Below are 22,778 nucleotides of genomic sequence, written 5' to 3'. Positions count from 1 at the left end.
CGAGAGTCGGCACGGACGAGTCGGGGTACACCGCCGCCCCGCCGAGGGAGGTTCCGATGAACACACCCGGCCCGGTCGACGTCCCCGAGGCCTTCGCCGCCTCCTACCGCGCCCACGGCGCCGCCGAACGCCGATGGATCCGCGAACTGCCGACCCTGGCAGCCGATTTCCTCGACCGCTGGAGCCTGCGCCCGGACGGTCCCGCCGCCCACGGCATGGCCTCCCTGGTCCTGCCGGTCCACCGGCAGGACGGCTCCCCCGCCGTGCTGCGACTGCAGCAGGTCCGCCCCGAGACCGCCGGAGTGGCGGCCGGACTGCGTGCCTGGCGCGGCGACGGCGCCGTCCTGCTGCTCGACCACGACCCCGACAGCGGAACCCAGTTGCTCGAACGCCTCGACGCGAGCCGCCCGCTCGGCACGGTGGCCGACGACGACACCGCGCTGCGGCTGCTCGCCGCCCTGATGGCCCGACTGACCGCCACCCCCGCCCCACCCGGCCTGCGCCGGCTCGACGGGATCGCCGCCGCGATGCTGGACGAGGCACCCCGCGCCACCCCGGCCCTGCGCGACCCGGACGAGCGCCGACTGCTGCGGGACTGCGCGGCGGCGGTCGCCCCACTGCTCGACGAGCCCGGCGACCGGCTGCTGCACTGGGACCTGCACGACGGCAACGTGCTGGCCGGCGAGCGCGAGCCCTGGCTCGTCATCGACCCCGAACCGCTGTCCGGCGACCCGGGATTCGAGCTGCTCCCCGCCATCGACCAGCGCTGGGACACCGTCCTGGCCGGCGCCGACGCGGGCCGCACCGTGCTGCGCCGCTTCGACCTGCTCACCGAGGCACTCGGCCTGGACCGCCCCCGTGCCGCCGGCTGGACCCTCGCCCGGGTCCTGCAGAACGCCCTCTGGGACATCGAGGACGGCCGGACCGCCCTGGAACCGACCCAGACCGCCATCGCCACGGCACTGCTGCACCACCGCCGCGGCTGACCGGGCCGCTCCCACCGCACCGGGGCACCCGTCGGCACACCCTGGACCCGCACCGGGTCAGTACACCGTCAGAGTTTGGACCACCACATGCTGTCGTCTCCTTCAATGCCCTTCCACGCCGCGAACAGGATACCGTCCGCTTCAGCTACAGCAGGACCTTGGGAAGTGCCGGCGTGATCCATCCGGATTTGCCCTGTGAACTCACTTCCGTCAAAGAAAGAGAAATACAGCCCCGGATCCGTACCGGCGCCTTTCCATGCCACGGCGAGTCGGCCTCCATCGGCCGCAACAGACGGACCTTCACTGGTCCCAACAGGAACGAATTGCCCGCCGCCCGCTTCCGTGTCCGCATACATGAGATTGCGCTGGGGCTGCCAGATCGGATCACTGTCACTGATCGAGGAGTAGTAGATTCTGGAGTCACCTTTCAGCCCCTTCCAGAACATGTAGAGCTTGCCCTGAAACGGGGCCAGTGCAGGTGAATTTGATGTGCCGACGCCATTCACGCTTCGCTGCGAAGCCCAGTGCCCTGAAACAAATCTTGACCACCATATGGAGCTGTCGCCTTCATCCCCCTTCCAGGCCATGTATGGAATTCCGTTGTACAGTGCTATTGCGGGGCGGTTGCTCGATCCGATACCCGAGATATTCTCGGGATCCGACCAGCCGAATCCGACATCGTTTGCCGTATAGATTCCCTGGTCATCGCCGACCCCCTTCCATGCCATCATCACCCCCGTCGAAATGCCGTCGCTCTTCAGGAACTCGGAAAGCGCCGGGCTGTGGGACGAGCCAAATTCTCCGTGGATTGCCGCCTGCGGGGTCCAGCCGTCCGGACCCAGCTCCGATTCATAGAGGCCCGAGTCACCAGGAGCCCCTTTCCAGGCCATGCGTACGATACTTGCCACGCCGGCCATCCCTACCGCTCTGGTGACGGCGAGGGCGGGACGGTCCGAGGTCGCCCGGTCGCCGATAGAGGCCTGAGGGGCCCAGCCGTAGAGGCTGCGGACTGCATCGATACTTTCTGCGTCCACCACCGCAGTTTTACGTATCGTCGGATACATCACTGAGGCCGGGTTATTCGAGTGCGCCAGGCCCAGAATATGTCCGATTTCATGCACAGCGGCGTTGAGCAGAGAAACTGCAGTCCAGGGTTCACTGCGATCGAAGTTGAGTGATCCCTCCGGCGGGTACGCACTCGAGGCCAGCACACCCCCGATGGTCCCGAAAGCGGGATCCAAATCAGCCAGCCCGAAGGATCCGTGAACATCGCCTCCGGCGCCGACCGGCGAAAAGGTGAACAGGCCGCCGAGCGAGCCCTGCCAGGCGCTGAAAGCCTTCGCAACAGTGGAGGTTACCACCGAAGGCGAAAGATTCGCTCCTGCGGGATTGACCGAGAATGAAAGCGCCCGCCGCTCCCAGCGGCCGCCCGGCGAGCCGAATGTCTGGATCTCAATTTCCGATTCTATATCGTCCGGAACACCACAGACGCCGAATGGGAATTCGAAACCAGCTACTTCGCCGAGCGCCTTGAGGGAAGATACCCCCTCTGCTTCGCACATCGCGCGAAGACTTATCGGATTCTCCGTACGACCGAGTCGAGAAGCGATCTGTCGTAAGTTCATGACTTAGCCAATACTTGAATTAGCGCAGTAAATTCGAGCCCCAAGAAATCACGTGTCACGTGACACAGCCAGCCGTTCGACTGATGGCCGAACAGCCTATGCGGTACCGTCGACAGGATCACCCAGAGGGATCCGGCACCACTGCGACGGCGGGTCGAGAATTAGTCCGATCGATGTTCCTATGCATAGCCAGAGCGAGGTTTCCTCCGCAATTATCTCCCGACCGAGCCTTGTTGTCTCATGAATCATGAGCAGATCTCCGGCCGCTCCGGAGCTCGGAAGTTTTATGCCGTTCTGCTGATGCTCCACCTGAAGATTTATCGATGCTCCGACAACCGCCATTCGGTCTCCATCGAGAATAACGTCACCCATCGGAATCCCCTTCCATATGTCCGAGATTTTGGAAATACACTCCCGGCGAGAGCCATTTACAGTCCGTTGGATTCCTGACCCGGGTCGCCGCCTGAGGTTGCAGGGCGGTCAGATCGAGGCGCGACCGCCTACCTTCCAGGCTCCGCCCACCGCACGGTGGCCGCACCTTCGCACGGGGTGAGGGACGCGATTTCCTTCCATGACTTCTCGGACAGGTGTCCAGCTCGACCCCCTCGTTGCAACACCGGTGCACCGACAACACCCCTCCGCCTGCCGCCGCTGACGCAGGTCTTCGGGCTGGACGAACGGCTCGGGCTCAGCGTCCTCGGCCTGTACCCGATGGCTGCGATCTGGCTGAACTCCACCGGCGTCCTCCGGCGTTTCAGCGGAATGGGGGTGTTCGCGGTCGAGGTGGTCGTCGCCGCCGCCTACGCCACCGCGGGCTTCGGCGTGGCGGCCCTGGTCGAGCGGTGGCGGGCGCGGCAGCGGTCAGCACCGACGGGCACACCGTCGGACGCACCGACCGGCTGACCAGCACTCGACGCCCCGTCCGCGCCCCGCCCGTTCCGTTCGCGCGGGCGCGTACGGGGCACACGGGGCGCACGTGCGGGTGGCTGGCATCGGCCACCCGGCCCCCGGCCGGAACCGGTCGAGTGACTCGCCGGTTGCACTCGCGTGAACCACCTCCGCCGCGCACTTCGCGGTACCGCACACCTCGTCACCCGGCTCTGCACCGCCGTCGAGCACCTCGACACCCGCGCCGACGCGGCCCTGCGGGCGCGGCTGCGCCCGTTCGTCACCCGGCTGGCCGCCCTGGTGCGACGGATGGCCGAGGCCAACTGCGGCGACGCGCTCGCCCGCCACCTCCCCTGCCGCGCCCGCGACCGCAACAACGGGCGCAACAACGGGCGCACCCGCCGTCGGAAGCGCTCCGCGCTCGACGACTGACGCACCGCCGGCCCCGGCGGACGTCCTGGAGGACGGTCCACCGGGGCCGGTCGGTCGATCAGCGCGGAGGCAGGGCAGGAGCCGGTCAGGCGCGGCAGGTCCCGGTGGCCCAGTCGACGGTCGCCGTCGCCTGCGAGTACTTCCACTCCGGCGCCAGCAGCTCACGGTCGAGCTGGGCGGCGGCGTTGCCGTCCTCGACGATGTAGCCGAAGTCCTGCAGCCAGGCCGGGTAGAGGTTCTTCGACCCGATGTAGAAGGCCGAGTCGTCCACCGCGACCAGCTTGTGGTGCAGCGCGTACGGGTGGCCGTCGGCCCAGGTGGCGGTGGGCGCGGCGCGGAAGGTGGCGAGCTGCAGGTTGCCGCACAGCGCGGCGGCGGCCTTCCCCTTGTCGCCGGTGAGCGCGGTCAGCCGGGCCTTGAGCAGGTCGCTGATCTCGGCGAGGGACTTGATCTGCGAGTAGCCGCCGCTGCCGACCGCGCCCCGGTTGGCCGGGTCGCTGACCACGATCCGCACCTTGACGCCGTCGGCGAGCTTGGCCGCGAGGGTGTCGTAGAGACGGGCGTCGTAGCGGGCCAGCGGCGGGCAGGTGGCGTTGAGGTCCTGCTGGGAGATCTCGATGTGCTTGCGCGCGCTGCCGACGAGGGCGCGCAGGGCGTTCTCCTCGGGGTTGACCGTCTCGTAGTCGCGGTCGGCGTTGGTGTTGTCGTGCAGGGAGAACATGCTGCACTTGGCGTCCGCCGCGCCCGCCACGGGCCCGGGCCGGTACGCGGACTTGGCGTCGACGTCCTTGATGCCGACGCCGAGGCCGCCGACGGCGATCACCGAGGTGCCGCCGGTGGCGGCGGCCGGCGGGTTGAGCTCGCGCTCGATCGACGGGCGGCACTCGCCGCCGTCCGAGGAGGCGAACCAGGCGTTGTCGAACACCCCGGTGCGCCCGCAGGTCCACTCCCAGAGGGTGTCCAGGTAGCGGGCGGCGGAGGTGGCGGCGGGGCCGTTCAGCGCGAGGTCGACGTCCGACACCGGGTGGGCGGTGTCGAGGTAGTCGTTCTTCCAGCCGTTGATGCCGCCGGAGACGACGGTGCGTCCGTCGACGACCAGGATCTTGGAGTGGTTCCAGGAGAAGGCGGTGCGCGAGGCGGTCATCGAGGCGATGTTGAGGCTGACCGACGAGGCCGCCGGGCCGAGCTTGGCGACCAGCTCGTCCCGGTAGCGGGAGGGCAGCACATTGGCGTGGTAGACCGGGGCGGCGCCGACCAGGATCCGCACGACGGGGCGGTGGCCGGCCGCGACGGCGGCCTTCAGGCCCGCCACGATCGCGTCCTGGAAGCCGCCCTCGGGGAACGGCGCGAGGGTGGAGATGTCGACGGTGCGGGTCGCGGCGGCGATGTCGGCGGTCGTCCTCGCCAGCAGGGCGCGGGTGCCGGGCCGGTCGGCGCAGGCGGGGTCGCCCCAGCAGCCGGGCGTCTGGAGCAGCCAGTCGGCCGGGTCGGCGGCGTTCCCGGCGCCGGGCAGGCTGTTGCCCCCGGTGCGCTGCCACACGGTGCCCTCCAGTCCGGGGGACACCTCCCGCAGGACGCGCTCGACGGCGTCGAGGTGGGTGGCGTCCGAGGCCGCCGGTGCTCCGGACGCCGCGTGGGCGGGCGCGGTGGGCACGACGGCGAGCAGGGTGGTGGCAGCGGCGGCGGCGAGGGCGGTGCGCAGCGCGCGACCGGAGCGGCGGGAGCCGGGTCGGGACACGTGATGTTCCTTCAGAGCATGGCGGGCGGTTCGTGGTTCACCCGTCGGACGCCGCAAGATTACCCAGAAGTAACATCTAATCCAATTTGCACATGACAATGAGCCACCGGCCGGAATGCCACCCGCCGTTCGACCCCCGCCACCCGACCCCCGCCGTTCGTCGGGGACATCACCGCACGTCAGAACGGCACCGGCCGGGTCCGCCCGGTCCGGCGCACGGTGCAACCCCTCCAAGATCCGCTCATGATCGTTGTCCCCGGACACCGCCCGTGTCCGTGCCCCCGCCGCCGCAGACTGGCAGCACGCGGCGGCCCCACCGGACGCCGCGGCCCGTTCCCGCCGAGCACCGCCGACCCCAGGACGTACCACCATGACCCCGCGCGTTCTCACTCCCCGCAACCGGGGCTTCCTCTTCCTCGACTCCCATCCGGCGGGCTGCCGGCAGCTGGTGACCGACATGTGGGAAGCCTGCCCCGCCCCGGCCCGGGTGCCCGACGGGGACGGGCCGGTCGCCCTGGTCATCGGCTCCTCGGCCGGCTACGGCCTCGCCGCCACCGTCGCCGGGCTCAAGCGGGCCGGGGTCCGAGGGATCGCGGTGTCCTTCGAGAAGGCCCCGACCGAGCGGCGCACCGCCACGGCCGGCTGGTACCGCACCGCCGCCACCGCCGAGCTCGCCCGCGCGGCCGGACGGGACCTGGTGTTCCTGAACGGCGACGCCTTCTCCGACGCGATGAAGGACCAGGTCGCCGAGCTCCTCCAGGAGCGCTTCGGCGGCCGGCTGGACCACCTCGTGTACTCCGTCGCCGCGCCCCGCCGCACCGACCCCGGCACCGGCACCACCTACGCCTCCGTGCTCAAGCCGATCGGCGCGGCGAGCCGCACCAGCACCCTGGTCTTCGACGACGAGGGCGCCGCGGAGGTCCGCGAGGTCGAGACCGCGCCGGCCGAGGGCGACGACATCGAGCAGACGGTGGCCGTCATGGGCGGCGCCGACTGGGAGCGCTGGATCGACCACCTGGCCGGACGGGGCCTGCTCGCCGAGGGGTTCACCACCGCCGCGCTGTCGTACATCGGCTCGCCGCTGACGGCCGCGATCTACCGTCGGGGCACCATCGGGGCGGCCAAGGTGCACCTGGAGGCCACCGCCCGGGTCCTGGACGAGCGGCTCGGCGCCTCGGTCGGCGGGCGGGCCGTGACCTCCGTCAACGGCGCCGCCGTCACCCAGTCCTCCACCGCGGTCCCCGGCATCGCCCTCTACACCGGCCTGCTGCGCGGCGTCCTCGGCGAGGGCATGGTGCCGCCGGTCCACCAGCTCGCCACCCTGTGGGACCAGCTCACCGGAGCCGCCCCGTTCGCCCTCGACGAGGAGGGCCGGGTCCGCCTGGACGACTGGGAACTCGCCGACGCCGTCCAGGCCGCCGTGGCCGAACGCTGGCGGGCCGCCACCACGGACACCGTCGCCGGGCTGGCCGACCTCGACTGGTTCCGCGCCGAGGTCCGGCGCCTCTACGGCTTCGCCGTGCCGGGCGTCGACTACACCGCTCCGGTCGCCACCGACGTCGCCTGGCCCGCCCCCACCGCCTGACGGTCCGCCCCGGCCGGGGACGGCACCCGCTCGCGCCACCGCCCGACGGTCCGCCCCGGCCGGGGACGGCACCCGCCCGCGCCACCGCCTGACCGTCCGCACCGGCCGGGGACGGCACCCGCTCGCGCCACCGCCCGACGGTCCGCCCCGGCCGGGGACGGCACCGCCCGCCCCGGGGTGACGGGACGGGCGGCGGGAGGCACCGGGGCACCTACGCGCGAGGCGCCGGGGCGCCCGGTGCGGGCGCTACAGACCCCGCGTCAGGTGGGTGGTGAGCAGCCGGGTGAAGCGGGCCGGGTCGGGCAGGTCCCCGCCCTCGGCGAGCAGCGCGCCGCCGTACACCAGCTCGGCGATCTCGGTCAGTGCCGGGTTCCCCGGGTCGGTCGCGTGCGAGGTCCGCAGCGCGGTGATCAGCGGGTGGCCGGGGTTGAGCTCCAGGGTGCGCCGGACCGGGGGCATCTCCTGCCCGGTCGCCCGGAACATCTTCTCCAGGGTCGGCGAGATGTCGTCGGCGTCACCGACGATGCAGGCCGCGGAGGTGGTCAGCCGCGAGGACAGCCGGACCTGCTTCACCTGCTCGGACAGCGCCGAGGTCAGCCAGGGCAGCAGCTCGGCGAAGTCCTGCTCGCGCCGGGTCCGCTCGGCCTCGGCCCCCTCGTCCTCGTCGGCCGCCTCGTCCAGGTCGACCTGGCCCTTGGCGATGGACTGGAAGCGGTGGCCGTCGAAGGCGGGGATCCGGTCGGCCCAGATCTCGTCGATCGGGTCGCTGAGGACCAGCACCTCGTAGCCCTTGGCGGTGAACGCCTCCATGTGCGGGGAGTTCTCCACCGTGGCGCGGGTCTCGCCGGTCAGGTAGTAGATCGCGTCCTGGCCCTCCTTCATCCGCTCCACGTACTCGCGCAGCGTGGTGGGCCGCTCGGTGTCGTGGGTGGAGGGGAGCGACAGCAGCTCCAGCAGGGCCTGGGAGTTGTCGGCGTCCTCGACGAGGCCCTCCTTCAGCGCCCGGCCGAACTGGTCCCACAGCTTGGCGTAGCGCTCGGCGTCCTTGGCCTGGAGGGACTTGAGGGCGCCGAGGACCTTCTTGACCAGGCGCCGCCGCACGGCCTGGATCTGGCGGTCGTGCTGCAGGATCTCCCGCGAGATGTTCAGCGACAGGTCGTGGGCGTCCACCACTCCCTTGACGAAGCGCAGGTAGTTCGGCATCAGCGCTTCGCAGTCGTCCATGATGAACACCCGCTTGACGTACAGCTGCACGCCGCGCTTGGTCTCGCGCGAGAACAGGTCGAACGGCGCCTGCGCGGGGACGAAGAGCAGCGCCTCGTACTCGAAGGTCCCCTCGGCGCGCATGTGGATGGTCTCGGCGGGGGCGAGCCAGTCGTGGCTGATCTGCTGGTAGAACTCGGTGTACTCGGCCTCGGTGACCTCGCTGCGCGGCCGGGCCCAGAGCGCCTTCATCGAGTTGAGCGTCTCGACGGCGGGCTCGGCCGCGGCCTCCTCGTCGCTCCCGCCCTCCTCGACGGCCTGGACGCCCTGGACGCCCTCGGCGACCATCCGGATCGGCCAGCGGATGAAGTCCGAGTACTGCTTGACGATCTGGCGGATCTTCCACCCGGCCAGGTAGTCGGCCACGCCGTCCTCGCCGTCCACCGGCTTGAGGTGCAGCGTGACCGAGGTGCCGACCGGCAGGCCGTCGACGGCCTGGAGCTCGTAGGTGCCCTCGCCGTCGGACTCCCACTGGGTCCCGGCGTCGGTGCCGGCCCGCCGGGTGCGCAGGGTGACCTTGTCGGCGACCATGAACGCCGAGTAGAAGCCGACGCCGAACTGTCCGATCAGGCTCTGCGCGGCGGCGGCGTCCTGGGACTCCTTGATCTTCTCCAGCAGTCCGGCGGTCCCCGACTTGGCGATGGTGCCGATCAGGTCGACCAGCTCGTCCCGGCTCATGCCGATCCCGTTGTCACGGACGGTCAGCGTGCGGGCGTCGCGGTCGACCTCCAGGGCGATGTGCAGGTCCGAGGTGTCGGCCCCGACGGTGGAGCCGGTCAGCGACTCCAGCCGCAGCTTGTCCAACGCGTCGGAGGCGTTGGAGATCAGCTCGCGCAGGAAGATGTCCTTGTTCGAGTAGATCGAGTGGATCACCAGCCGGAGCAACTGCCGGGTCTCGGCCTGGAATTCCAGCGTCTCGACGCTACTGGCCACTCTGGGGCCCCTTTCAGCACGACAGCATGACGGTATTGGCCGTGCTGACCGTGTCGACGGCCAGGACGGCATTGACGGTGATGACGGACGGACACGGTACGGCTCCGCAGGGAGACGTACCGGCCACCGGAATCGTAGGCCCTCCCCCCGGCGTGCCGGAGCGGATCACGGGCGACGGCGGACCGTACCGTCGGCGCATGTCCTTCGGCCTGCTCGCGGCCCTGGCCGCCGCCCTGCTCACCGGCTCCGCCACCGTGCTCCAGGCGGTCGGGGCCCGTCGCGCCTCGGCCGGGCTGCCGCCCGGCGGGGCGGCGGCGCTCGCCGGGGCGTTCCGGCAGTGGCCGTTCCTGGTGGGCGTCGGGATGGACATGCTCGGCTTCGGCGCCGAACTCCTCGCCCTGGACCGGCTTCCGCTGTACGAGGTGGAGGCGGTGCTGGCCTCCGCCCTCGCCGTGACCGCCGTCGGCGCCGCCCGGGTGCTGAACGTGCGGCTGCGGCGCAGCGAGTGGGCCGGGGTGGTGGCGGTCTGCGCGGGGCTGTGCGTGCTCGCCGTGAGCGCCGGGCGGGACGGCCCCGGCCGGGGCAGCACGGCGTTGCGGCTCGGCGTGCTGCTCGCCTCGCTGCTGCTGATCGGCGCGGGCTGGGCGGTGGTCCGCTTCACCGACCACCGCCGGGCGCCGCTGCTGGGCCTGGTGGCCGGTCTGCAGTTCGGCGTGGTCGGCGTCGCCGTCCGGGTCCTGCCCGACCCCAGGCTGCCGGACCTGCTCACCGAGCCTTCCGCCTACGCGATCGCCCTGGCCGGCCTCGGCGGTTTCGCCGCCCTCACCTGGGCCATGCAGACCGGGTCGGTCACGGCCGCGACGGCCGCCATGGTGCTCGGGGAGACGCTGGGCCCCGCCGTCGTCGGCGTCCTCCTCCTCGGCGACCACACCCGCCACGACCTCACCCCGCTCGCCGTCCTGGGCTTCGCCGCCGCCGTGCTCGGCGCCCTCACCCTGGCCCGCTTCGGCGACGCCGAACAGCCCGCCGCGTCGGGAACGACGGCCTGAGACGGCGACGGAGCGGGGCGGCGACCGGGTGGGGCGGCGACGGAGCGGGGCGGCGAACGACGTCGGGGCGGGGCCACCCGGCCCCGCCCCGACGTCATCGGCCTCTCAGGGGCTCGGACAGCGCCCGGGTCAGTGCTGGCCGGCCTTGCGGCGGCGCACGACCAGGAAGGTGCCCGCCCCGACCAGGCCGAGGGCGGCCGTCAGGGTCAGGCCGATGTTCGCACCGGTGGAGGCCAGGCTGTCCGCGCCGGCCGCTGCGGCGGAGGCGGACGGCGAGGGCGGACCCGCGGCGGCCGTCGAACCGCCCGGGACGGTCGAGCCGGCCGAGGGGGAGGCCGACGCGGTGCCGCTCGTGCCGGGCTTGGTGGAGGCCGACGCCGACACGGACGAGGTGGCGCTCGGCGACACCGTGGCGCTCGGCGAGGTGGTGCCGGCCGGGGTGGTCGAGCCCGAGGGCGCGGGCGTCGACGGCTTCGGTGTGTCCGACGGGGTGGCGGACGGGGTGACCGGCGGCGTCACCGGCGGCGTCACGGGCGGGGTGACCGGCGGTGTGGACGGCGTGGTGTTCGTCGCCGGGCAGGTGTGCGAGAGGTTGAACCACTTCACCTCGCCGCCCTTGACGTCGGCGGTGGCCGAGGTCAGCTTGGCACCGGGCGCGGAGGCGACGTAGGCGTGCTTCGTGGTGGGCGGTCCGAAGGCGGTGACCACCTGCGGGGTGCCGTTGTCGAAGGCGACCGTGAGCTTGACGAAGTCCGTCGAGTTGCCCGGGAGGACGAAGTGCCAGCCGTCCTGGCCCGGACCGATCGAGCCGCACTTCGCCTCGTGCTCGCCGAAGCCGGTCGCGGTGACAGGGAGGTCCTGGTGGACCGGGACGGTGTAGATGCCGGCACTGGCGAACGCCGAGAGCGGTGCGGAGAGGGTCAGGAGGCCGGCGGCCGCGGCCGTGAGTATGGCGCGGGTCGTACGGGTGGCGTGCATGATCACCGTTCGTCATGGGTGGTGGGAGCGACGGGACCGTCCGGACCGGCCGGTCGGACCCCTCGTGTCCATCAGCGCCGCCCGCGCCTCCGGTGTCACACCTCCGACAGGAACGGTCGGATTCGCGGCCGAAGATGCTGACCGACACCCCCGTCGCCCTCCCCGCGCGGCGGCGCGGGGAGGGCTTCCGACGTGCCTCCGCGGTGCCCTTTCGGGCCTCTCCGTGCCCCGGGCTGAACCCGCGAAGATCCCCGGAACGTTTCTTCAGTGTCCATTCAGGCCACCCGAAGGAGCACCCACCGCCATGGGAAAGCGTCGCAAGCCCAGCCCTCCCAGTCGGGCCCGCCTGGCGGTCCTCACCACGGCCGTGGCCGGCGGTGCGGTGCTCGCCTCCGGCACGGCCCATGCCGAGCCCGCTCCCACCCTCGCCTCCGTCAAGGAGCAGGTGGACCGGCTGAACGAGGAGGCCGAGCAGGCGATCGAGCGCTTCAACGGCTTCCAGGAGAAGCAGCAGAAGCTCCAGGGCGAGGCCAACCGGATCCAGGAGAAGGTCGCCCGGGGCCAGGAAGCCATGAACGAACTGCGCACCCAGCTCGGTGTGGTGGGCGCCGAGCAGTACCGCAACAACGGCATCGACCCGGGCATCCAGCTCATGCTCGACTCCGACCCGGCCAGCTACCTGGGACGCGCCTCGGTGCAGGACCAGGTCGCCGGCTCCTGGACGGACCTGCTCAAGCGGGCCCAGGACGAGCAGCGCAAGCTCGACCAGGAGCGCACCGAGGCCGCCGCCACCCTCGCCGACCTCGACGCCGTCGGCGCCTCGCTCAACGCCCAGAAGAACCAGATCCAGAGCAAGCTCGCCCAGTCCGAGGCCCTGCTCAACAAGCTCAGTGCCGAGGAGCGCGCCAAGATCAACGCCCAGGAGGCCGCCGACAAGGCGAAGGCCGCCGCCCAGCAGGCCGCTGCCGCCGAGCGGGCCAAGGCCGCCGAGAAGGAGGCCGCGGACAAGGCCAAGGCCGCCGCCGGGAAGGAGACCGCCGGCAAGGGCGGCACCCCCGCCCCGCAGACCCCCGCCGCGAACACTCCGGCCCCCGCCGCGAGCACCCCCGCGCCGGCCGCGAACACCCCGGCGCCGCCGGCCGCCGGTGGACGCGCCGCCGCCATCGTGCAGTTCGCCTACGCCCAGCTCGGCAAGCCCTACGGCTGGAGCAGGACCGGCCCCAGCAGCTTCGACTGCTCCGGCCTCACCGGCGCCGCCTACCGCGCGGCCGACGTCAGCCTCCCCCGCACGTCCCAGGAGCAGTGGAAGGTCGGCACCCGGATCGGCCGCGGCGACCTCCAGCCCGGCGACCTGGTCTTCTTCTACCCCGACCTGCACCACGTGGGCGTCTACATCGGCGACGGCAAGATGATCCACGCTCCCCGGACCGGCAAGAACATCGAGGTCCTCCCGATCGGCGTCATGCCCTACATGGGCGCCGTCCGGCCGTAGCGGCGGTTCGGGAGGCCGCCGCGATGCCGTGGCGGCCTCCCTGAGGTCCGGTACCCCCGTGCTCACCCACGCTCACCCGCCCGACCGGCCGGGCGGCCGGGCGGACCGGGTCGGGCGGGCGCCCGACCGGTCGGGCCGACGGATCAGCGGGCCGGGCGGATCAGCGGGCCAGGGTGTCCGCCAGCCAGGGGGTGATCACGGCCATCGCCTCGCCGAAGCGCGAGATGGCGCAGTGGCCGGTGTCCGGGATCAGCACGACCGCGGTGTCCCGGCGGCCCTCGAACACCAGGGTGTCCTCCACCGGCACATGGACGTCCTCGGTGCCGTTGACCACCAGCATCGGCCCGTTGGCGTCCTGGTCCAGCAGGGCGCGCAGGTCGAAGGCGGCGAAGGCCGCCTCGCGCTCGGCCGTGCCCGGCAGCGCGTCGAAGCCCAGGGCGTTGCCGACGATGCCGTCCATGCCGAAGGCGAAGCCGCGCCCCGGGGCGAAGGACCGCTCCACCGGGCCGCCGAGCACCACGGCGGCGTCCACCGCGCCGGTCAGTCCGGTCCGGGCGGAGTAGTAGCCGCCCATCGAGATACCGAAGTGACCGACCTTCCCGTTGCCGATCGTGCGGGCGAAGGCGACCAGCCCGGCGATCACCTCGGCCCCTCCGTCCGGGGTCATCGGCAGGTGGGCGGTCTCCCCGGTGCCGGCGAGGTCGAACAGCATCAGCCGGGCGGGCAGGGTGAGCGCGAGCTGCTCCCACATGCCGTGCAGGTCGGTCTTCCAGGAGTCCACCCCGCCGCTGGCCAGGACCACCGGCGCGTCGGCGGGCAGGCCGGGGGCGGCCATCAGGTGGACCGGCAGGTCGGCCTCGCCGCCGCGGTACGGGACGGTGAGCGTGCGGCGCTCGAACTCCACCGGGAAGTCCGGGGCGGCGAGCACGTACTGCTCGACCTGGCGGGCGAGCGCGGTGCGCTTGGTGTCGTCGGCGAGCGAGGGGAACTTGGCCCAGCCGTACGCCTGCGCGGCCAGTCGGTGGCGGCCCGCCGCGGCGTGGCGGGCGGCGAGGGCGGACCACTCGTACGCCCAGCCGCCCGGCCGGTCCGGCCACATCTCGGTGACGGCGGCGCGGACCGCGTCCACCTCCTCGACGGGCAGACCGAGGGTCATCTGGGGGTACCGCTCGACGAACAGGTCCTGCGGGTCGACGGGCCAGGTGAAGGACATGGTGGTGCCTCCTGCAGCACTTAAAGCCGGAACTCTTGCCTTAAGGACTATGCGCCCGGAACATCACTTAAGGCAAGTGGCCTTGCGTTAAGGTGGGCGTCGGAGGTGGTCGACCCATGACCGAGGAGAACGCGGACCCGATCCGCCGCCGTCCGGGCGGCCGGGCCGCGCGCGTACGGGAAGCCGTCCTGACCGCAGCCCTGGACGTACTGGCGGAGGAGGGCGTCGCCGGGCTGAGCATCGCCGCGGTCGCGGCCAGGGCCGGGGTCAACGAGACGACGGTGTACCGGCGTTGGGGAAGCCGGGAGAAACTCGTCCTGGACGCGATGATCACCGGCAGCACCGAGGGCATCCCCGTCCCCGACACCGGTGACGTCCGCACCGACCTGGCCGCCTTCGCCCGCGCGCTGGCCGACTACCTGGCCACCCCGACCGGCCGCGGCGTCGCCCGGGCGGCGGCACTGAGTTCGGAGGACGCCGAGCTCGCCGAGGCCTGGCACGCGTTCTGGCGGTCCCGTCTCGACCAGGCCGGCGTCATCGTCGACCGCGCCGTCGAACGCGGCGAACTCCCGGCCGGGACGGAGGCGGCGCTGGCACTGGAACTGCTCTGCGCCCCGATCCAGACCAGGGCCCTGCTCGGCCACCGCCCGATCGAGCCGGACCTGCCGGAGCGCCTCGCAGACACCGTCCTGGACGGCCTGCGGGGCCGGGCCTGAGAGCCGGGGTCCGGGCGGATGCCGCCCGGACCCCGGCTCCGGTGGGTCAGACGGTGACCCGGACGGTGGAAACGGCCAGGTCCGCGTCCCCGAGGTCGACGCCCGGGGTGCCGGGGGCGGACCAGTGGCCGCCGCTGCGCCGCCCGGTGAAGCGGACCTCGTACGTCCCGGGGGCCAGGTCGGGCCAGGACACGGTCGAACGGGAGACGGCGCCCGCGGTGGCGGAGAAGAACCGGTCCTGGTCGCTCCGGTGCTCCAGGCGCTCTCCGCCGTCCGGCGCGGCGACGACCTCGTAGAGGGCCGCACGGCCCGCGATCGCGGCGGTGTCGGCCTGGTAGCAGAAGCCCCAGTAGTACTCGGCCCGGACCAGGGCCTCGGCCAGGACGCCCCTGGTGGCCCGGCCGTTCCCGTCGAACTCCGCCGGACCGGCCTCGACGTGGGAGCGGGCCCGCGACCAGCCGCCGTTGCCGTAGCCCTCCACCGTGGCGCCGACGACCCAGGCGCCGGTGCCGGTCACCGACGGTTCGGCCGGCGGGGCCGGGCGCGGGGGCGGCACGAAGTCCTCCACGCCCCGGTGGACCATCAGCAGCGCGCTCCGCCGGTCCCCCTCCGGCCCGTCGGTGAGGGCGAGCAGGCCCGGGGTGTGCCGGGAGTCGTGCCCCACGACCGCGACCGGCGGCGTCCAGGCCGTGCCGTCGAACACGGTGTGGAGCAGCTGCCGTCCGCCCCGGCCGGGGAGGACGGCGTGCAGGGCGCCGTCGAACGAGGCCAGTGCGACGCCCGCGGGAACCGCGTCCGCGACCTCGACCGGCGCTGTCCAGGCCGCGCCGTCGAACACCGTGTGCACGAGGCGGCCGGCGCCGTCCGCGGCGAGGACGTGGACGCCGTCCGCGTGCGCGGCGGCGGCCAGGGAGGACGCTCCCGCCAGCGTCTCGACCCGCCCCTCCACACGCCGCCATGCACCCGACCCGTCGTCACGGACGCAGTGGACGCCGCCGCCGAGGTCCGGGACGAAGGCGTGCAGCGCGCCCCGGAACGCGACCAGGGCCGCCCCCGCGGCGCCCGGGACGGGAAGCGCGCGACCCTCCCGCCACACCCGGGCCGCGTCCGCCCCGGCCCCCTGCGGCCGGTCGTAGGTGAGCTCCACGAGCCGCTCCGGCGAGTCCGGCTCCTCGGCGTCCCGCACCGTCAGCAGGACGTGGACGGCGCCGTCGTGCACGGCCGCGGCCGGCCTGCCGGTGCTCACCGCGTTCTCGTACCGGACGCCGGTCCCGCCCTCGTAGTGGACCGCCGTGCCGACGACGGCGTCCGGGGCCCAGGTGACCGCCTCCGCCACCGCCGCCTCGGCGGCCGCGATCACGGCGTCCGGGTCGTCCTGCTCGGCCGCCCGCTCCTTCCACGCGTCCAGCTCCGCCGCCCGCCGCCGGGCGTCGGCCGGATCGAGCCCGGTCCACCGCAGGTCGAGGACGTCGTGCTCGCCCTTCCCGTACGGCTCACCGAGGTGCAGGCACAGCAGTTCGTCGTCGAGCGCCACCAGGACCGGTTCGGCCGCGCTCCGGTGCCCCGGGAACCGCGAGTCCGGCCCCCAACCACCCTCCCGGCGGTACACCGACCGCCACAGGTTCCGGTCGTCCACCGTCTGATCGGCCATCAGCCGTGCTCCCCGCTCGCTCCACCGGCGCCGCCCCCTGGACGGGCGGGCCTCCCTGCCCGGAACGTAGCCCGCCGCCCACCCCCGCGCGGCCAGTGGCCCGAACCGGCCACACCACGACCGGGGAACGGCTCGAACGACGCCCTGGACCCAGGAGCCCTACCGCACCACGCGGTAGCGGAGGTGGACCACCCGGGAGGTGAAGGTGCGGGTCTCCAGGAGTTCGAGGTCCTCCCGGCGCTCGTGCCGGGGGAAGTACGGGATGCCGCCGCCGACCAGCACCGGGTGCACCCGGGGGCGGTACTCGTCGATCAGGCCCGCGGCGGCCACCGCGGCGGCGAGGGTCGCACCGCCGATGGCGATCTCCCCCTCCCCCGGCTCGGCCCGCAGCCGGGCGATCTCCTCCGCGACCGTGCCGGTGGCCAGCCGGGCGTTGCCCCGCACCTCCGACAGCGTGGTGGAGAACACCACCTTCGGGAGCGGGTTCCAGAGCGCCGTCCACTCCCGCTCGACCTCGTCGAGCGACTGCTCCTGCTCGGCGTTCTCCCAGTACAGCATCGTCTCGTACAGCCGGCGCCCCATCAGATGGACGTCCACCCCCCGGAGCTCGTCGAGCGCGAGCCGGAACACCTCCTCGTCCGGACCCGACCAGTCGAAACCGCCGTCGGGCCCGACGATGTAGCCGTCGAGCGACATGCCCATCGAGTACGTCACCTTGCGCATACCGGCTCTCCTCCTCGTCACCGGGCTCCGACACTAGGGCCCGGGGACGCGGCGGGGGCGGTCATGTCCGGCGGGATCCCCCGGACGGAGTCACCCCGCCGGAACGGCCGCCCCCGGACCGACCGCCGCGCGGCAGAATATTCGGTCGGCCCGGCCCGGCTCAGCCGATGGTGATCCTGAAGATCTTGTCCGAGCCGTCCGGCTGGTTGCCGTTGTTGTCCGCGTTGGTGGTGGTCAGCCAGAGCTGGTCCGCGCCGGGGACCTTGGTGACGGTGCGCAGGCGGCCGTAGGTGCCGACGTAGTAGGAGGTCGGGGTGCCGACCGACTCGGTGTCTCCGTTGATCGGGATCCGGTACATCCGGGTGCCGCGCAGCGCCGCCAGGTAGACCACGTTGCGGACGATGGCGATGCCGCTCGGGGAGGCCAGGTTCACCGGCCAGCTGGCCTTGGGGTCGGTCAGGCCGGACTTGCCGCAGGTGCCCTCGCAGGTCGGCCAGCCGTAGTTGGCGCCCGGCTTGATCAGGTTGAGCTCGTCGTACTTGGAGTCGCCGAACTCGGCCTCCCAGAGCCGGCCGTTGCGGTCGAAGGCGAGGCCCTGCGGATTGCGGTGGCCGAGGCTGTAGACGTAGTTGCCGAACGGGTTGCCCGGGGCGGGCTTGCCCGCGGTGGTCATCCGCAGGATCTTCCCGTTGAGGGAGTTCTTGTCCTGCGCGAGGTCGGGCGTCTGGCCGTCGCCGGTGGTCGCGTAGAGGTAGCCGTCCGGACCGAACGCCAGCCGGCCGCCGTTGTGGTACCGGTTCTTCTTGATGCCCTGGAGCAGGACCGTGTAGCCGGACAGGGCGCTGCCGTTGTAGGTCATCCGGACGATCCGGTTGCCCTCGGCGGCGGTGTGCATGACGTACACGTAGTGGTTGGTGGACCAGTTGGGGTCGACGGCCACGCCGAGCAGGCCGCCCTCGCCGTCGGTGGTGACGGTGTTCGGCACGGCGCCGATCTCCGTCCTGGTACCGCTCTTGGTCTGCTTGAAGACCTTGAAGCTGTCCCGTTCGGTGACCAGCGCGCTGGAGCCGTCCGGCATCCAGGAGATGCCCCAGGGCACGGTCCAGCCGCTGCTGAGGGTGGTCGGCGAGCCCGGGACCCCGCCGTCGGCCGGACAGGCGGCGGTGGTGAAGGAGACCGGGGCGGAGGCCGGGGAGACGCCGCCCGCGGCGTCCTTGGCCACCACGGTCAGGGCGAACGGCGCGTCGCAGGCCAGGCCGGTGACGGTGGTCGTGGTCGCCGGCGGGGTACCGGTGACGGTGGCCAGCACGGCGCCGCCGCTGCGGACCTCGTACGCCACCACGCCCTTGTCGTCGGTGGCGGCCCCCCAGGCGAGCGCGGCGGAGGTGGCGGTGACGGCGGAGACGGTGGGGGCGCCGGGCGCGCTCGGCGGCGGGTCGTCCCCGGCGCCGGTGGTGCAGTCGACGGCGACGCTCGCCGGGGAGGCGTTGCCGGCCGCGTCCCGCGCGATCACGCTGAGGTTGTAGGTGGTACCGGGGGTGAGGCCGGTGAGCACCTTGGTGGTGGTGTCGCCGGGCGTCTCGGCGAGCTTGTTGCCGTGCTCGTACACGTCGTACGCGGTGACGCCGACGTTGTCGGTGGCGGCCGGCCAGCCGAGGGTCAGGCCGTTGGGGCCGACGGCGGTGCAGGACGGCTGCCCCGGGCGGCTCGGCGCGGTGGTGTCGGCGGCGGTGGCGCCGACGGTGAGCCGGTCCAGGTTGGGGCCGCCGTTGGCGGTGGTCGCGGTGGCGCGCACGGTGTTGGTCCCGGCCCGGAGCGGCGCGTTCAGCGTCCGGCCGGCCCAGGTGTTCCAGTCCGCGGTGGCCGGGAAGGAGACGCCGGCGGCGACCAGGGTGCCGTTGACGGAGATGTCCATCGGGCGGTCGACGGCGGTGCCGTTGGCGTAGCGGAGGGTCAGCGGGGCGGTCCCGGCCGAGGCGACGGTGACGCCGAACTCGACGTAGGAACCGGCGACGTTGGTGTAGTCGACGAAGCCCGTACCGGTGTACCCGGTGTGGTTGGTGGCCACCGCGCCCTGGACCACGGTGGCGTCCTCGGCCTGGTAGTCGGTGGCGGCGAGCCGGGGTCGGGGTTGGGGTTGGGCCTGGGCCGGGGGGACGGCCGCGGTGGCGATGATCAGTGCGGCGACGGCAAGACCCGCGCCGCCTGCGGATGTCGGACGCATGCGCTCCTCCAAGGGGTCAGCGGACGGTGATCCGGTCGAGGTTGGGGCCGCCCTCGGCGGTGGTCGAGGTGAAGCGGACGGTGTTGACCCCGGCCTTCAGCGACACCGGCAGGGCGGCGGTGGCCCAGGTGTCCCAGTTCGCGGTCGGGGGGAAGGCCCGCCCGGCGGCGATCCGGGTGCCGTTGACGGAGACGTCCATCGGCCGGTCGGCGGCGGTGCCGTTGGCGTAGCGCAGCTCCAGCGAGGCCGTCGAGGCGGCCGCCGCCCGGACCGTCCACTCGGCGTAACTCCCTTGCACGTTCTCCAGGTTGACGAAGCCGGCACCGCTGTGACCGGTGTGGTCGGTGTCGACGGTGCCCCGCGACACCCGCGCCTCGTCCGCCCGGTAGACCCCGGAGGGGCCGTCGACCAGCTGGTAGCCGCGCATCGCCCTGGTGAGCAGGTAGCAGTCCTGGAGCGAGCCGGAGGTGTCGCCGAGCGAGCGGTAGATGCCCCACTTGGGCCGCACCCGGTCGGCGAGGAAGGTGTCGACGCCGGTCCGCTCGATGTCGACGACGGTGGCACCGGCGCTGCGCAGGATCCACCGGACCGCCCCGGAGGAACCGTCCCCCACCGTGATCCGGAAGTCCACGTCCACCCAGCGGTCGTGCAGCGGATCCAGGCCGGTGCGGCCCACCAGGACGTCGCTGACGGGGAGTTGGAGTTCGATGGTCTGCGCGCCGCCGACCCGGCGCAGCGACTGGACCACGATCGGCGAGGTGCCGTTGCCGGGCTGCTTCATCTGCATGATGTGGGTGAAGCTGGTGGTGGCCTTCAGCACGGACGGGATGTACATCGCGTAGGTGGTCCGCCAGGTCTGGCCGGACCTCCACTCCAGGAAGGCGCCGCCCGCCGGGCTGCGCATGCCGGTGACCTCCTGCCGCTGCCGGTCGGTGGCGGAGTCCCGGTCCACGGTGTGCATGGTCCAGCGGTAGGTGTCGCCCTCGGCCCGGATGTGCGGGTGCCCGGCGGGGTGCGAGTCGGCGCGGTCGTCCTCGATCGTCTCGAAGGCGGCGAGCCCGTCGGCGGCGGCCGACGGCGCCCAGCGCTGCTGCCAGCTGGAGACGCTGAGCGCGGTGGCGGACGTGGTGGCAGCGGCGGCGGTGGTTCGGGGAAGTCCGGCGGTGGCGGCGGCGGAGAGCGCGGCACCGAGGACGGTTCGACGGGTGGGCCTGTTCACGTGACTCCTCGCGGTCGGGGGGAGAACGCCGGAGAGCAGTGGAAGGGGTAGGCAGTGGCAGGGGAGGGCGGCGGGGGTGGGGGCCGCTGGGACGGACGGGCCGTCAGGGCAGGTGACGTACAGAATCCCGGCGTGAGGGTGCACGGTCAAGGTATTTGGTTAGGAAACTTTCCCAATTATTGCCACCGGCGCCGCACCGGGCCACCGCGACGCCGCCCTCGAACGGGTGATGACGGGTCAGCACTCGACCGGTCACGGGCCGGTCCCGGTCCGGACGGTGACGGTTCCCGGAGCGGGCGGCCGGGTACCTCCGGGGCGGGCCGGGGACGAGCGGGGACCGTGGGGGGACCATGGCGCTGTACTGCGAACTGTGCGGCACCCGGACGGACGGGGTCGAACGGCTCGACGTCTACTGCCCGGGCGAGTACTGCGGCACCGATCTGCGGGCCGGGGCCGACGCCGGGGTACGGGCCTGGTGCGAGCCGGAGCGCCGGTTCGGGGTGGCCGGCGGCACGGTGCTGGTGGACCTGCTCGTGTGCAACTCCGGGCCCCGCACCACGGGCTTCCACCTCGAACCGGTCGAACCCGTCCGGGGGCGGCTGGACTTCGACCGGCGGTCGGCCGAGGCGCCGCTCGCCTCCGGGGCGACCCGGCGGATCGAGCTGCGGTACACCGTGCCGTTGGACCTGGTCGGACCGGCCCTGGACATCGCCTCCCGGTTCGGCGTACCGGCGGCCGACGTGGTGGGCCGAGCACAGGGTGCGCTGCCCTCCCGGTTCGGTGTCGCGCTGCGGGTGGCGGCGACCTCGGCCCACCAGGGAGCGGCCTGCGCGGCGTTCGCGGTGGACGTGGCCGGGCAGCTCGACATCGACCCGCATCGTGACGACGACCCGCACCGTGACGGCGACCGGGGCCGTGACGGCGGGCGCGGCGGCGGGCGGCCCTCGCCCGGGCGACCCGCGGCACCGGGGCGGCCGCAGCGACCCGGGCGGCCGGACGGTGGGACCGGCGATCGGGCCGGCGGTCGGACCGGCGGTGGCTGCGGACCCCTGGTGATCGCCGTACTGGTGGCGGTCGTGGCGGTGCTGGTGGCGGTCTTCGTGGTGCTCGGCCGCGGCCGGGACGACGGCACCTCCGCGGCGGGACCGGGCGGGAGCGCCGTCTCCGCGCAGCCCGCCCCGCCACCGGTCACCTCGGCGGCCCCGGCCACCCCGCCCACCTCGGCGATCGGGCGCCCCGGGAACGGGAGCGGCGGCGGGAACGGGGGCGGGAACGGGGGCGGCGGAGGAGGGAAGGTGAAGCCCTCGCCCCCCGTCTCGCCCCGGTCCACCTCGCCCAGCACCTCGCCCAGCACCTCGCCCCCCGTCTCGCCCACCCGTTCGCCCACCCCCCGGACCGTCGTGCTCCCGCCCCTGGCCGGGCTCGACGAGGCCACCGCCGAGGCGAAGCTCAAGGACCTCGGCCTGCGCTCCACCGCCGCCACCGTCGCCGTCGGCCGGCTGCCCGCGCTCCAGGTCCTCGCCACCGACCCGGCCGCCGGCACCGAGGTCCCGGCGGGGGCGACCGTCGTGCTGCGGGTCTCGGACGGGCGGGCGCCCGTTCCCGCCGTCGCGGGCCTCACCCGCGCCGACGCCGAACAGTTGCTCCGGGACCTCCACTTCACCAAGGTCACGGTCTTCAGCGAACAGGACGGCACCAAGCCCCTGAACCAGGCGCTCCGCACCGACCCGCCCGCCGGCACGGTGGTGGCCCTGGACGCGCCGGTCACGCTCTGGTTCGCCATCAAACCCGTCATCCGCTGAGCCGCGACCCACCGCCCGCCGGAAAATCGTTTGCACTCCCCCGCGCCCCGGGTCTACGGTCCTGCCCATGGGTTCTCTGTGACATCCCCCGCGCACCGGCGTTGAGCTCCGCTCCGCCCGTCGCGCCGTCTCCATCCGTGCTTCCGGTCCTCCCCCTGTGCTGCCGCGCGCCCCACGGCGTCCGGCAGCGTCCCGACGGGGTTGCCCCGACGTGCGCGGATGCGTCCGCCCGTCCGTTCCGATCGGCCCGGCCGAGAACAG

General features: G+C 73.0%; 17 protein-coding genes and 1 pseudogene. 8 read left to right on the top strand and 10 right to left on the bottom strand.

What is annotated here, in order from left to right; all coding sequences use genetic code 11:
* Window positions 1-56: 56 nt before the first annotated feature.
* Complete coding sequence (locus ACW14Y_RS37330; RefSeq protein ID WP_380440331.1) at window positions 57-986, top strand: aminoglycoside phosphotransferase family protein; 930 nt, start codon at window positions 57-59, stop codon at window positions 984-986.
* 68 nt (window positions 987-1,054) lie between these two features.
* Here the strand turns inward: ACW14Y_RS37330 and ACW14Y_RS37325 are convergent, their stop codons facing one another.
* Complete coding sequence (locus ACW14Y_RS37325) at window positions 1,055-2,548, bottom strand: matrixin family metalloprotease (protein ID WP_402723416.1); 1,494 nt, start codon at window positions 2,546-2,548, stop codon at window positions 1,055-1,057.
* Between the two features lie 774 nt (window positions 2,549-3,322).
* Between ACW14Y_RS37325 and ACW14Y_RS37320 the strand changes: the two genes are divergently transcribed.
* Together ACW14Y_RS37320 and ACW14Y_RS37315 are read left to right on the top strand one after the other, a co-directional pair.
* Window positions 3,323-3,514: a hypothetical protein gene (locus ACW14Y_RS37320; RefSeq protein ID WP_456984983.1), complete on the top strand. Its 192-nt coding sequence runs from the start codon at window positions 3,323-3,325 to the stop codon at window positions 3,512-3,514.
* A 144-nt stretch (window positions 3,515-3,658) separates the two neighbouring features.
* Window positions 3,659-3,931 carry a hypothetical protein gene (locus ACW14Y_RS37315; protein ID WP_456984982.1) on the top strand — a complete coding sequence of 91 codons (273 nt, stop codon included), beginning with the start codon at window positions 3,659-3,661 and terminating at the stop codon, window positions 3,929-3,931.
* 85 nt (window positions 3,932-4,016) lie between these two features.
* Here the strand turns inward: ACW14Y_RS37315 and ACW14Y_RS37310 are convergent, their stop codons facing one another.
* On the bottom strand, window positions 4,017-5,669 hold the full coding sequence (locus ACW14Y_RS37310) for a phospholipase D-like domain-containing protein (protein ID WP_380440324.1): 1,653 nt from the start codon (window positions 5,667-5,669) through the stop codon (window positions 4,017-4,019).
* A gap of 370 nt (window positions 5,670-6,039) precedes the next feature.
* Here ACW14Y_RS37310 and fabV point away from each other — a divergent pair, with 370 nt between their 5' ends.
* Window positions 6,040-7,254 (top strand): enoyl-[acyl-carrier-protein] reductase FabV, encoded by a 1,215-nt coding sequence (gene fabV, locus ACW14Y_RS37305; protein WP_402723420.1) that lies wholly within the window; start codon window positions 6,040-6,042, stop codon window positions 7,252-7,254.
* A 246-nt stretch (window positions 7,255-7,500) separates the two neighbouring features.
* Here the strand turns inward: fabV and htpG are convergent, their stop codons facing one another.
* The gene (htpG, locus tag ACW14Y_RS37300; protein ID WP_456984981.1) at window positions 7,501-9,450 is read right to left on the bottom strand and encodes a molecular chaperone HtpG; all 1,950 of its coding nucleotides are present in this window, start codon (window positions 9,448-9,450) and stop codon (window positions 7,501-7,503) included.
* Between the two features lie 197 nt (window positions 9,451-9,647).
* On the opposite strand from htpG, the gene ACW14Y_RS37295 reads away from it, so the two are divergent.
* Window positions 9,648-10,499 (top strand): hypothetical protein, encoded by an 852-nt coding sequence (locus ACW14Y_RS37295; protein WP_380301562.1) that lies wholly within the window; start codon window positions 9,648-9,650, stop codon window positions 10,497-10,499.
* 129 nt (window positions 10,500-10,628) lie between these two features.
* Here the strand turns inward: ACW14Y_RS37295 and ACW14Y_RS37290 are convergent, their stop codons facing one another.
* Window positions 10,629-11,477 (bottom strand): LPXTG cell wall anchor domain-containing protein, encoded by an 849-nt coding sequence (locus ACW14Y_RS37290; protein ID WP_456984980.1) that lies wholly within the window; start codon window positions 11,475-11,477, stop codon window positions 10,629-10,631.
* A gap of 304 nt (window positions 11,478-11,781) precedes the next feature.
* Here ACW14Y_RS37290 and ACW14Y_RS37285 point away from each other — a divergent pair, with 304 nt between their 5' ends.
* The gene (locus tag ACW14Y_RS37285) at window positions 11,782-12,969 is read left to right on the top strand and encodes a C40 family peptidase (RefSeq protein WP_380440316.1); all 1,188 of its coding nucleotides are present in this window, start codon (window positions 11,782-11,784) and stop codon (window positions 12,967-12,969) included.
* Window positions 12,970-13,129: 160 nt separating this feature from the next.
* On the opposite strand, the gene ACW14Y_RS37280 is transcribed toward ACW14Y_RS37285, so the two are convergent.
* On the bottom strand, window positions 13,130-14,182 hold the full coding sequence (locus ACW14Y_RS37280) for an alpha/beta hydrolase (RefSeq protein WP_456984979.1): 1,053 nt from the start codon (window positions 14,180-14,182) through the stop codon (window positions 13,130-13,132).
* 116 nt (window positions 14,183-14,298) lie between these two features.
* On the opposite strand from ACW14Y_RS37280, the gene ACW14Y_RS37275 reads away from it, so the two are divergent.
* The gene (locus ACW14Y_RS37275) at window positions 14,299-14,898 is read left to right on the top strand and encodes a TetR/AcrR family transcriptional regulator (RefSeq protein WP_340632868.1); all 600 of its coding nucleotides are present in this window, start codon (window positions 14,299-14,301) and stop codon (window positions 14,896-14,898) included.
* A 46-nt stretch (window positions 14,899-14,944) separates the two neighbouring features.
* Here the strand turns inward: ACW14Y_RS37275 and ACW14Y_RS37270 are convergent, their stop codons facing one another.
* From ACW14Y_RS37270 to ACW14Y_RS37250, 5 genes and pseudogenes are all read right to left on the bottom strand, one after another.
* Window positions 14,945-16,549, bottom strand: a complete 1,605-nt coding sequence (locus ACW14Y_RS37270) for a hypothetical protein (protein WP_456984978.1) — start codon at window positions 16,547-16,549, stop codon at window positions 14,945-14,947.
* A gap of 159 nt (window positions 16,550-16,708) precedes the next feature.
* Window positions 16,709-17,272 carry a dihydrofolate reductase family protein gene (locus tag ACW14Y_RS37265; RefSeq protein WP_327075086.1) on the bottom strand — a complete coding sequence of 188 codons (564 nt, stop codon included), beginning with the start codon at window positions 17,270-17,272 and terminating at the stop codon, window positions 16,709-16,711.
* A gap of 160 nt (window positions 17,273-17,432) precedes the next feature.
* Entirely contained in the window at window positions 17,433-19,496 is a 2,064-nt protein-coding gene (locus tag ACW14Y_RS37260) for a PQQ-dependent sugar dehydrogenase (protein WP_456984977.1), read from the bottom strand.
* A gap of 16 nt (window positions 19,497-19,512) precedes the next feature.
* Window positions 19,513-19,923 (bottom strand): carbohydrate-binding protein, encoded by a 411-nt coding sequence (locus ACW14Y_RS37255; RefSeq protein WP_456988359.1) that lies wholly within the window; start codon window positions 19,921-19,923, stop codon window positions 19,513-19,515.
* Window positions 19,903-20,715, bottom strand: a pseudogene (locus ACW14Y_RS37250) (Tat pathway signal sequence domain protein); the annotation flags it as partial. The pseudogene ACW14Y_RS37250 and the gene ACW14Y_RS37255, both read right to left, overlap by 21 nt.
* A 350-nt stretch (window positions 20,716-21,065) precedes the next feature.
* Between ACW14Y_RS37250 and ACW14Y_RS37245 the strand changes: the two are divergent.
* Complete coding sequence (locus tag ACW14Y_RS37245) at window positions 21,066-22,517, top strand: PASTA domain-containing protein (RefSeq protein ID WP_456984976.1); 1,452 nt, start codon at window positions 21,066-21,068, stop codon at window positions 22,515-22,517.
* The last annotated feature ends 261 nt before the right edge of the window (window positions 22,518-22,778 follow it).

Source organism: Kitasatospora sp. cg17-2 (genome assembly GCF_054031055.1).
This window is presented reverse-complemented; position numbering and strand designations above follow the sequence as displayed.

Coding starts and splice junctions, on each gene's coding strand:
- fabV (WP_402723420.1), top strand. CDS start 6,040: ATGACCCCGCGCGTTCTCACTCCCCGCAACCGGGGCTTCCTCTTCCTC.
- ACW14Y_RS37245 (WP_456984976.1), top strand. CDS start 21,066: ATGGCGCTGTACTGCGAACTGTGCGGCACCCGGACGGACGGGGTCGAA.
- ACW14Y_RS37320 (WP_456984983.1), top strand. CDS start 3,323: ATGGCTGCGATCTGGCTGAACTCCACCGGCGTCCTCCGGCGTTTCAGC.
- ACW14Y_RS37255 (WP_456988359.1), bottom strand. CDS start 19,923: ATGCGCGGCTACCAGCTGGTCGACGGCCCCTCCGGGGTCTACCGGGCG.
- ACW14Y_RS37295 (WP_380301562.1), top strand. CDS start 9,648: ATGTCCTTCGGCCTGCTCGCGGCCCTGGCCGCCGCCCTGCTCACCGGC.
- ACW14Y_RS37330 (WP_380440331.1), top strand. CDS start 57: ATGAACACACCCGGCCCGGTCGACGTCCCCGAGGCCTTCGCCGCCTCC.
- ACW14Y_RS37285 (WP_380440316.1), top strand. CDS start 11,782: ATGGGAAAGCGTCGCAAGCCCAGCCCTCCCAGTCGGGCCCGCCTGGCG.
- ACW14Y_RS37270 (WP_456984978.1), bottom strand. CDS start 16,549: ATGGCCGATCAGACGGTGGACGACCGGAACCTGTGGCGGTCGGTGTAC.
- ACW14Y_RS37280 (WP_456984979.1), bottom strand. CDS start 14,182: ATGTCCTTCACCTGGCCCGTCGACCCGCAGGACCTGTTCGTCGAGCGG.
- ACW14Y_RS37265 (WP_327075086.1), bottom strand. CDS start 17,272: ATGCGCAAGGTGACGTACTCGATGGGCATGTCGCTCGACGGCTACATC.
- ACW14Y_RS37260 (WP_456984977.1), bottom strand. CDS start 19,496: ATGCGTCCGACATCCGCAGGCGGCGCGGGTCTTGCCGTCGCCGCACTG.
- ACW14Y_RS37275 (WP_340632868.1), top strand. CDS start 14,299: ATGACCGAGGAGAACGCGGACCCGATCCGCCGCCGTCCGGGCGGCCGG.
- ACW14Y_RS37290 (WP_456984980.1), bottom strand. CDS start 11,477: ATGCACGCCACCCGTACGACCCGCGCCATACTCACGGCCGCGGCCGCC.
- ACW14Y_RS37325 (WP_402723416.1), bottom strand. CDS start 2,548: ATGTGCGAAGCAGAGGGGGTATCTTCCCTCAAGGCGCTCGGCGAAGTA.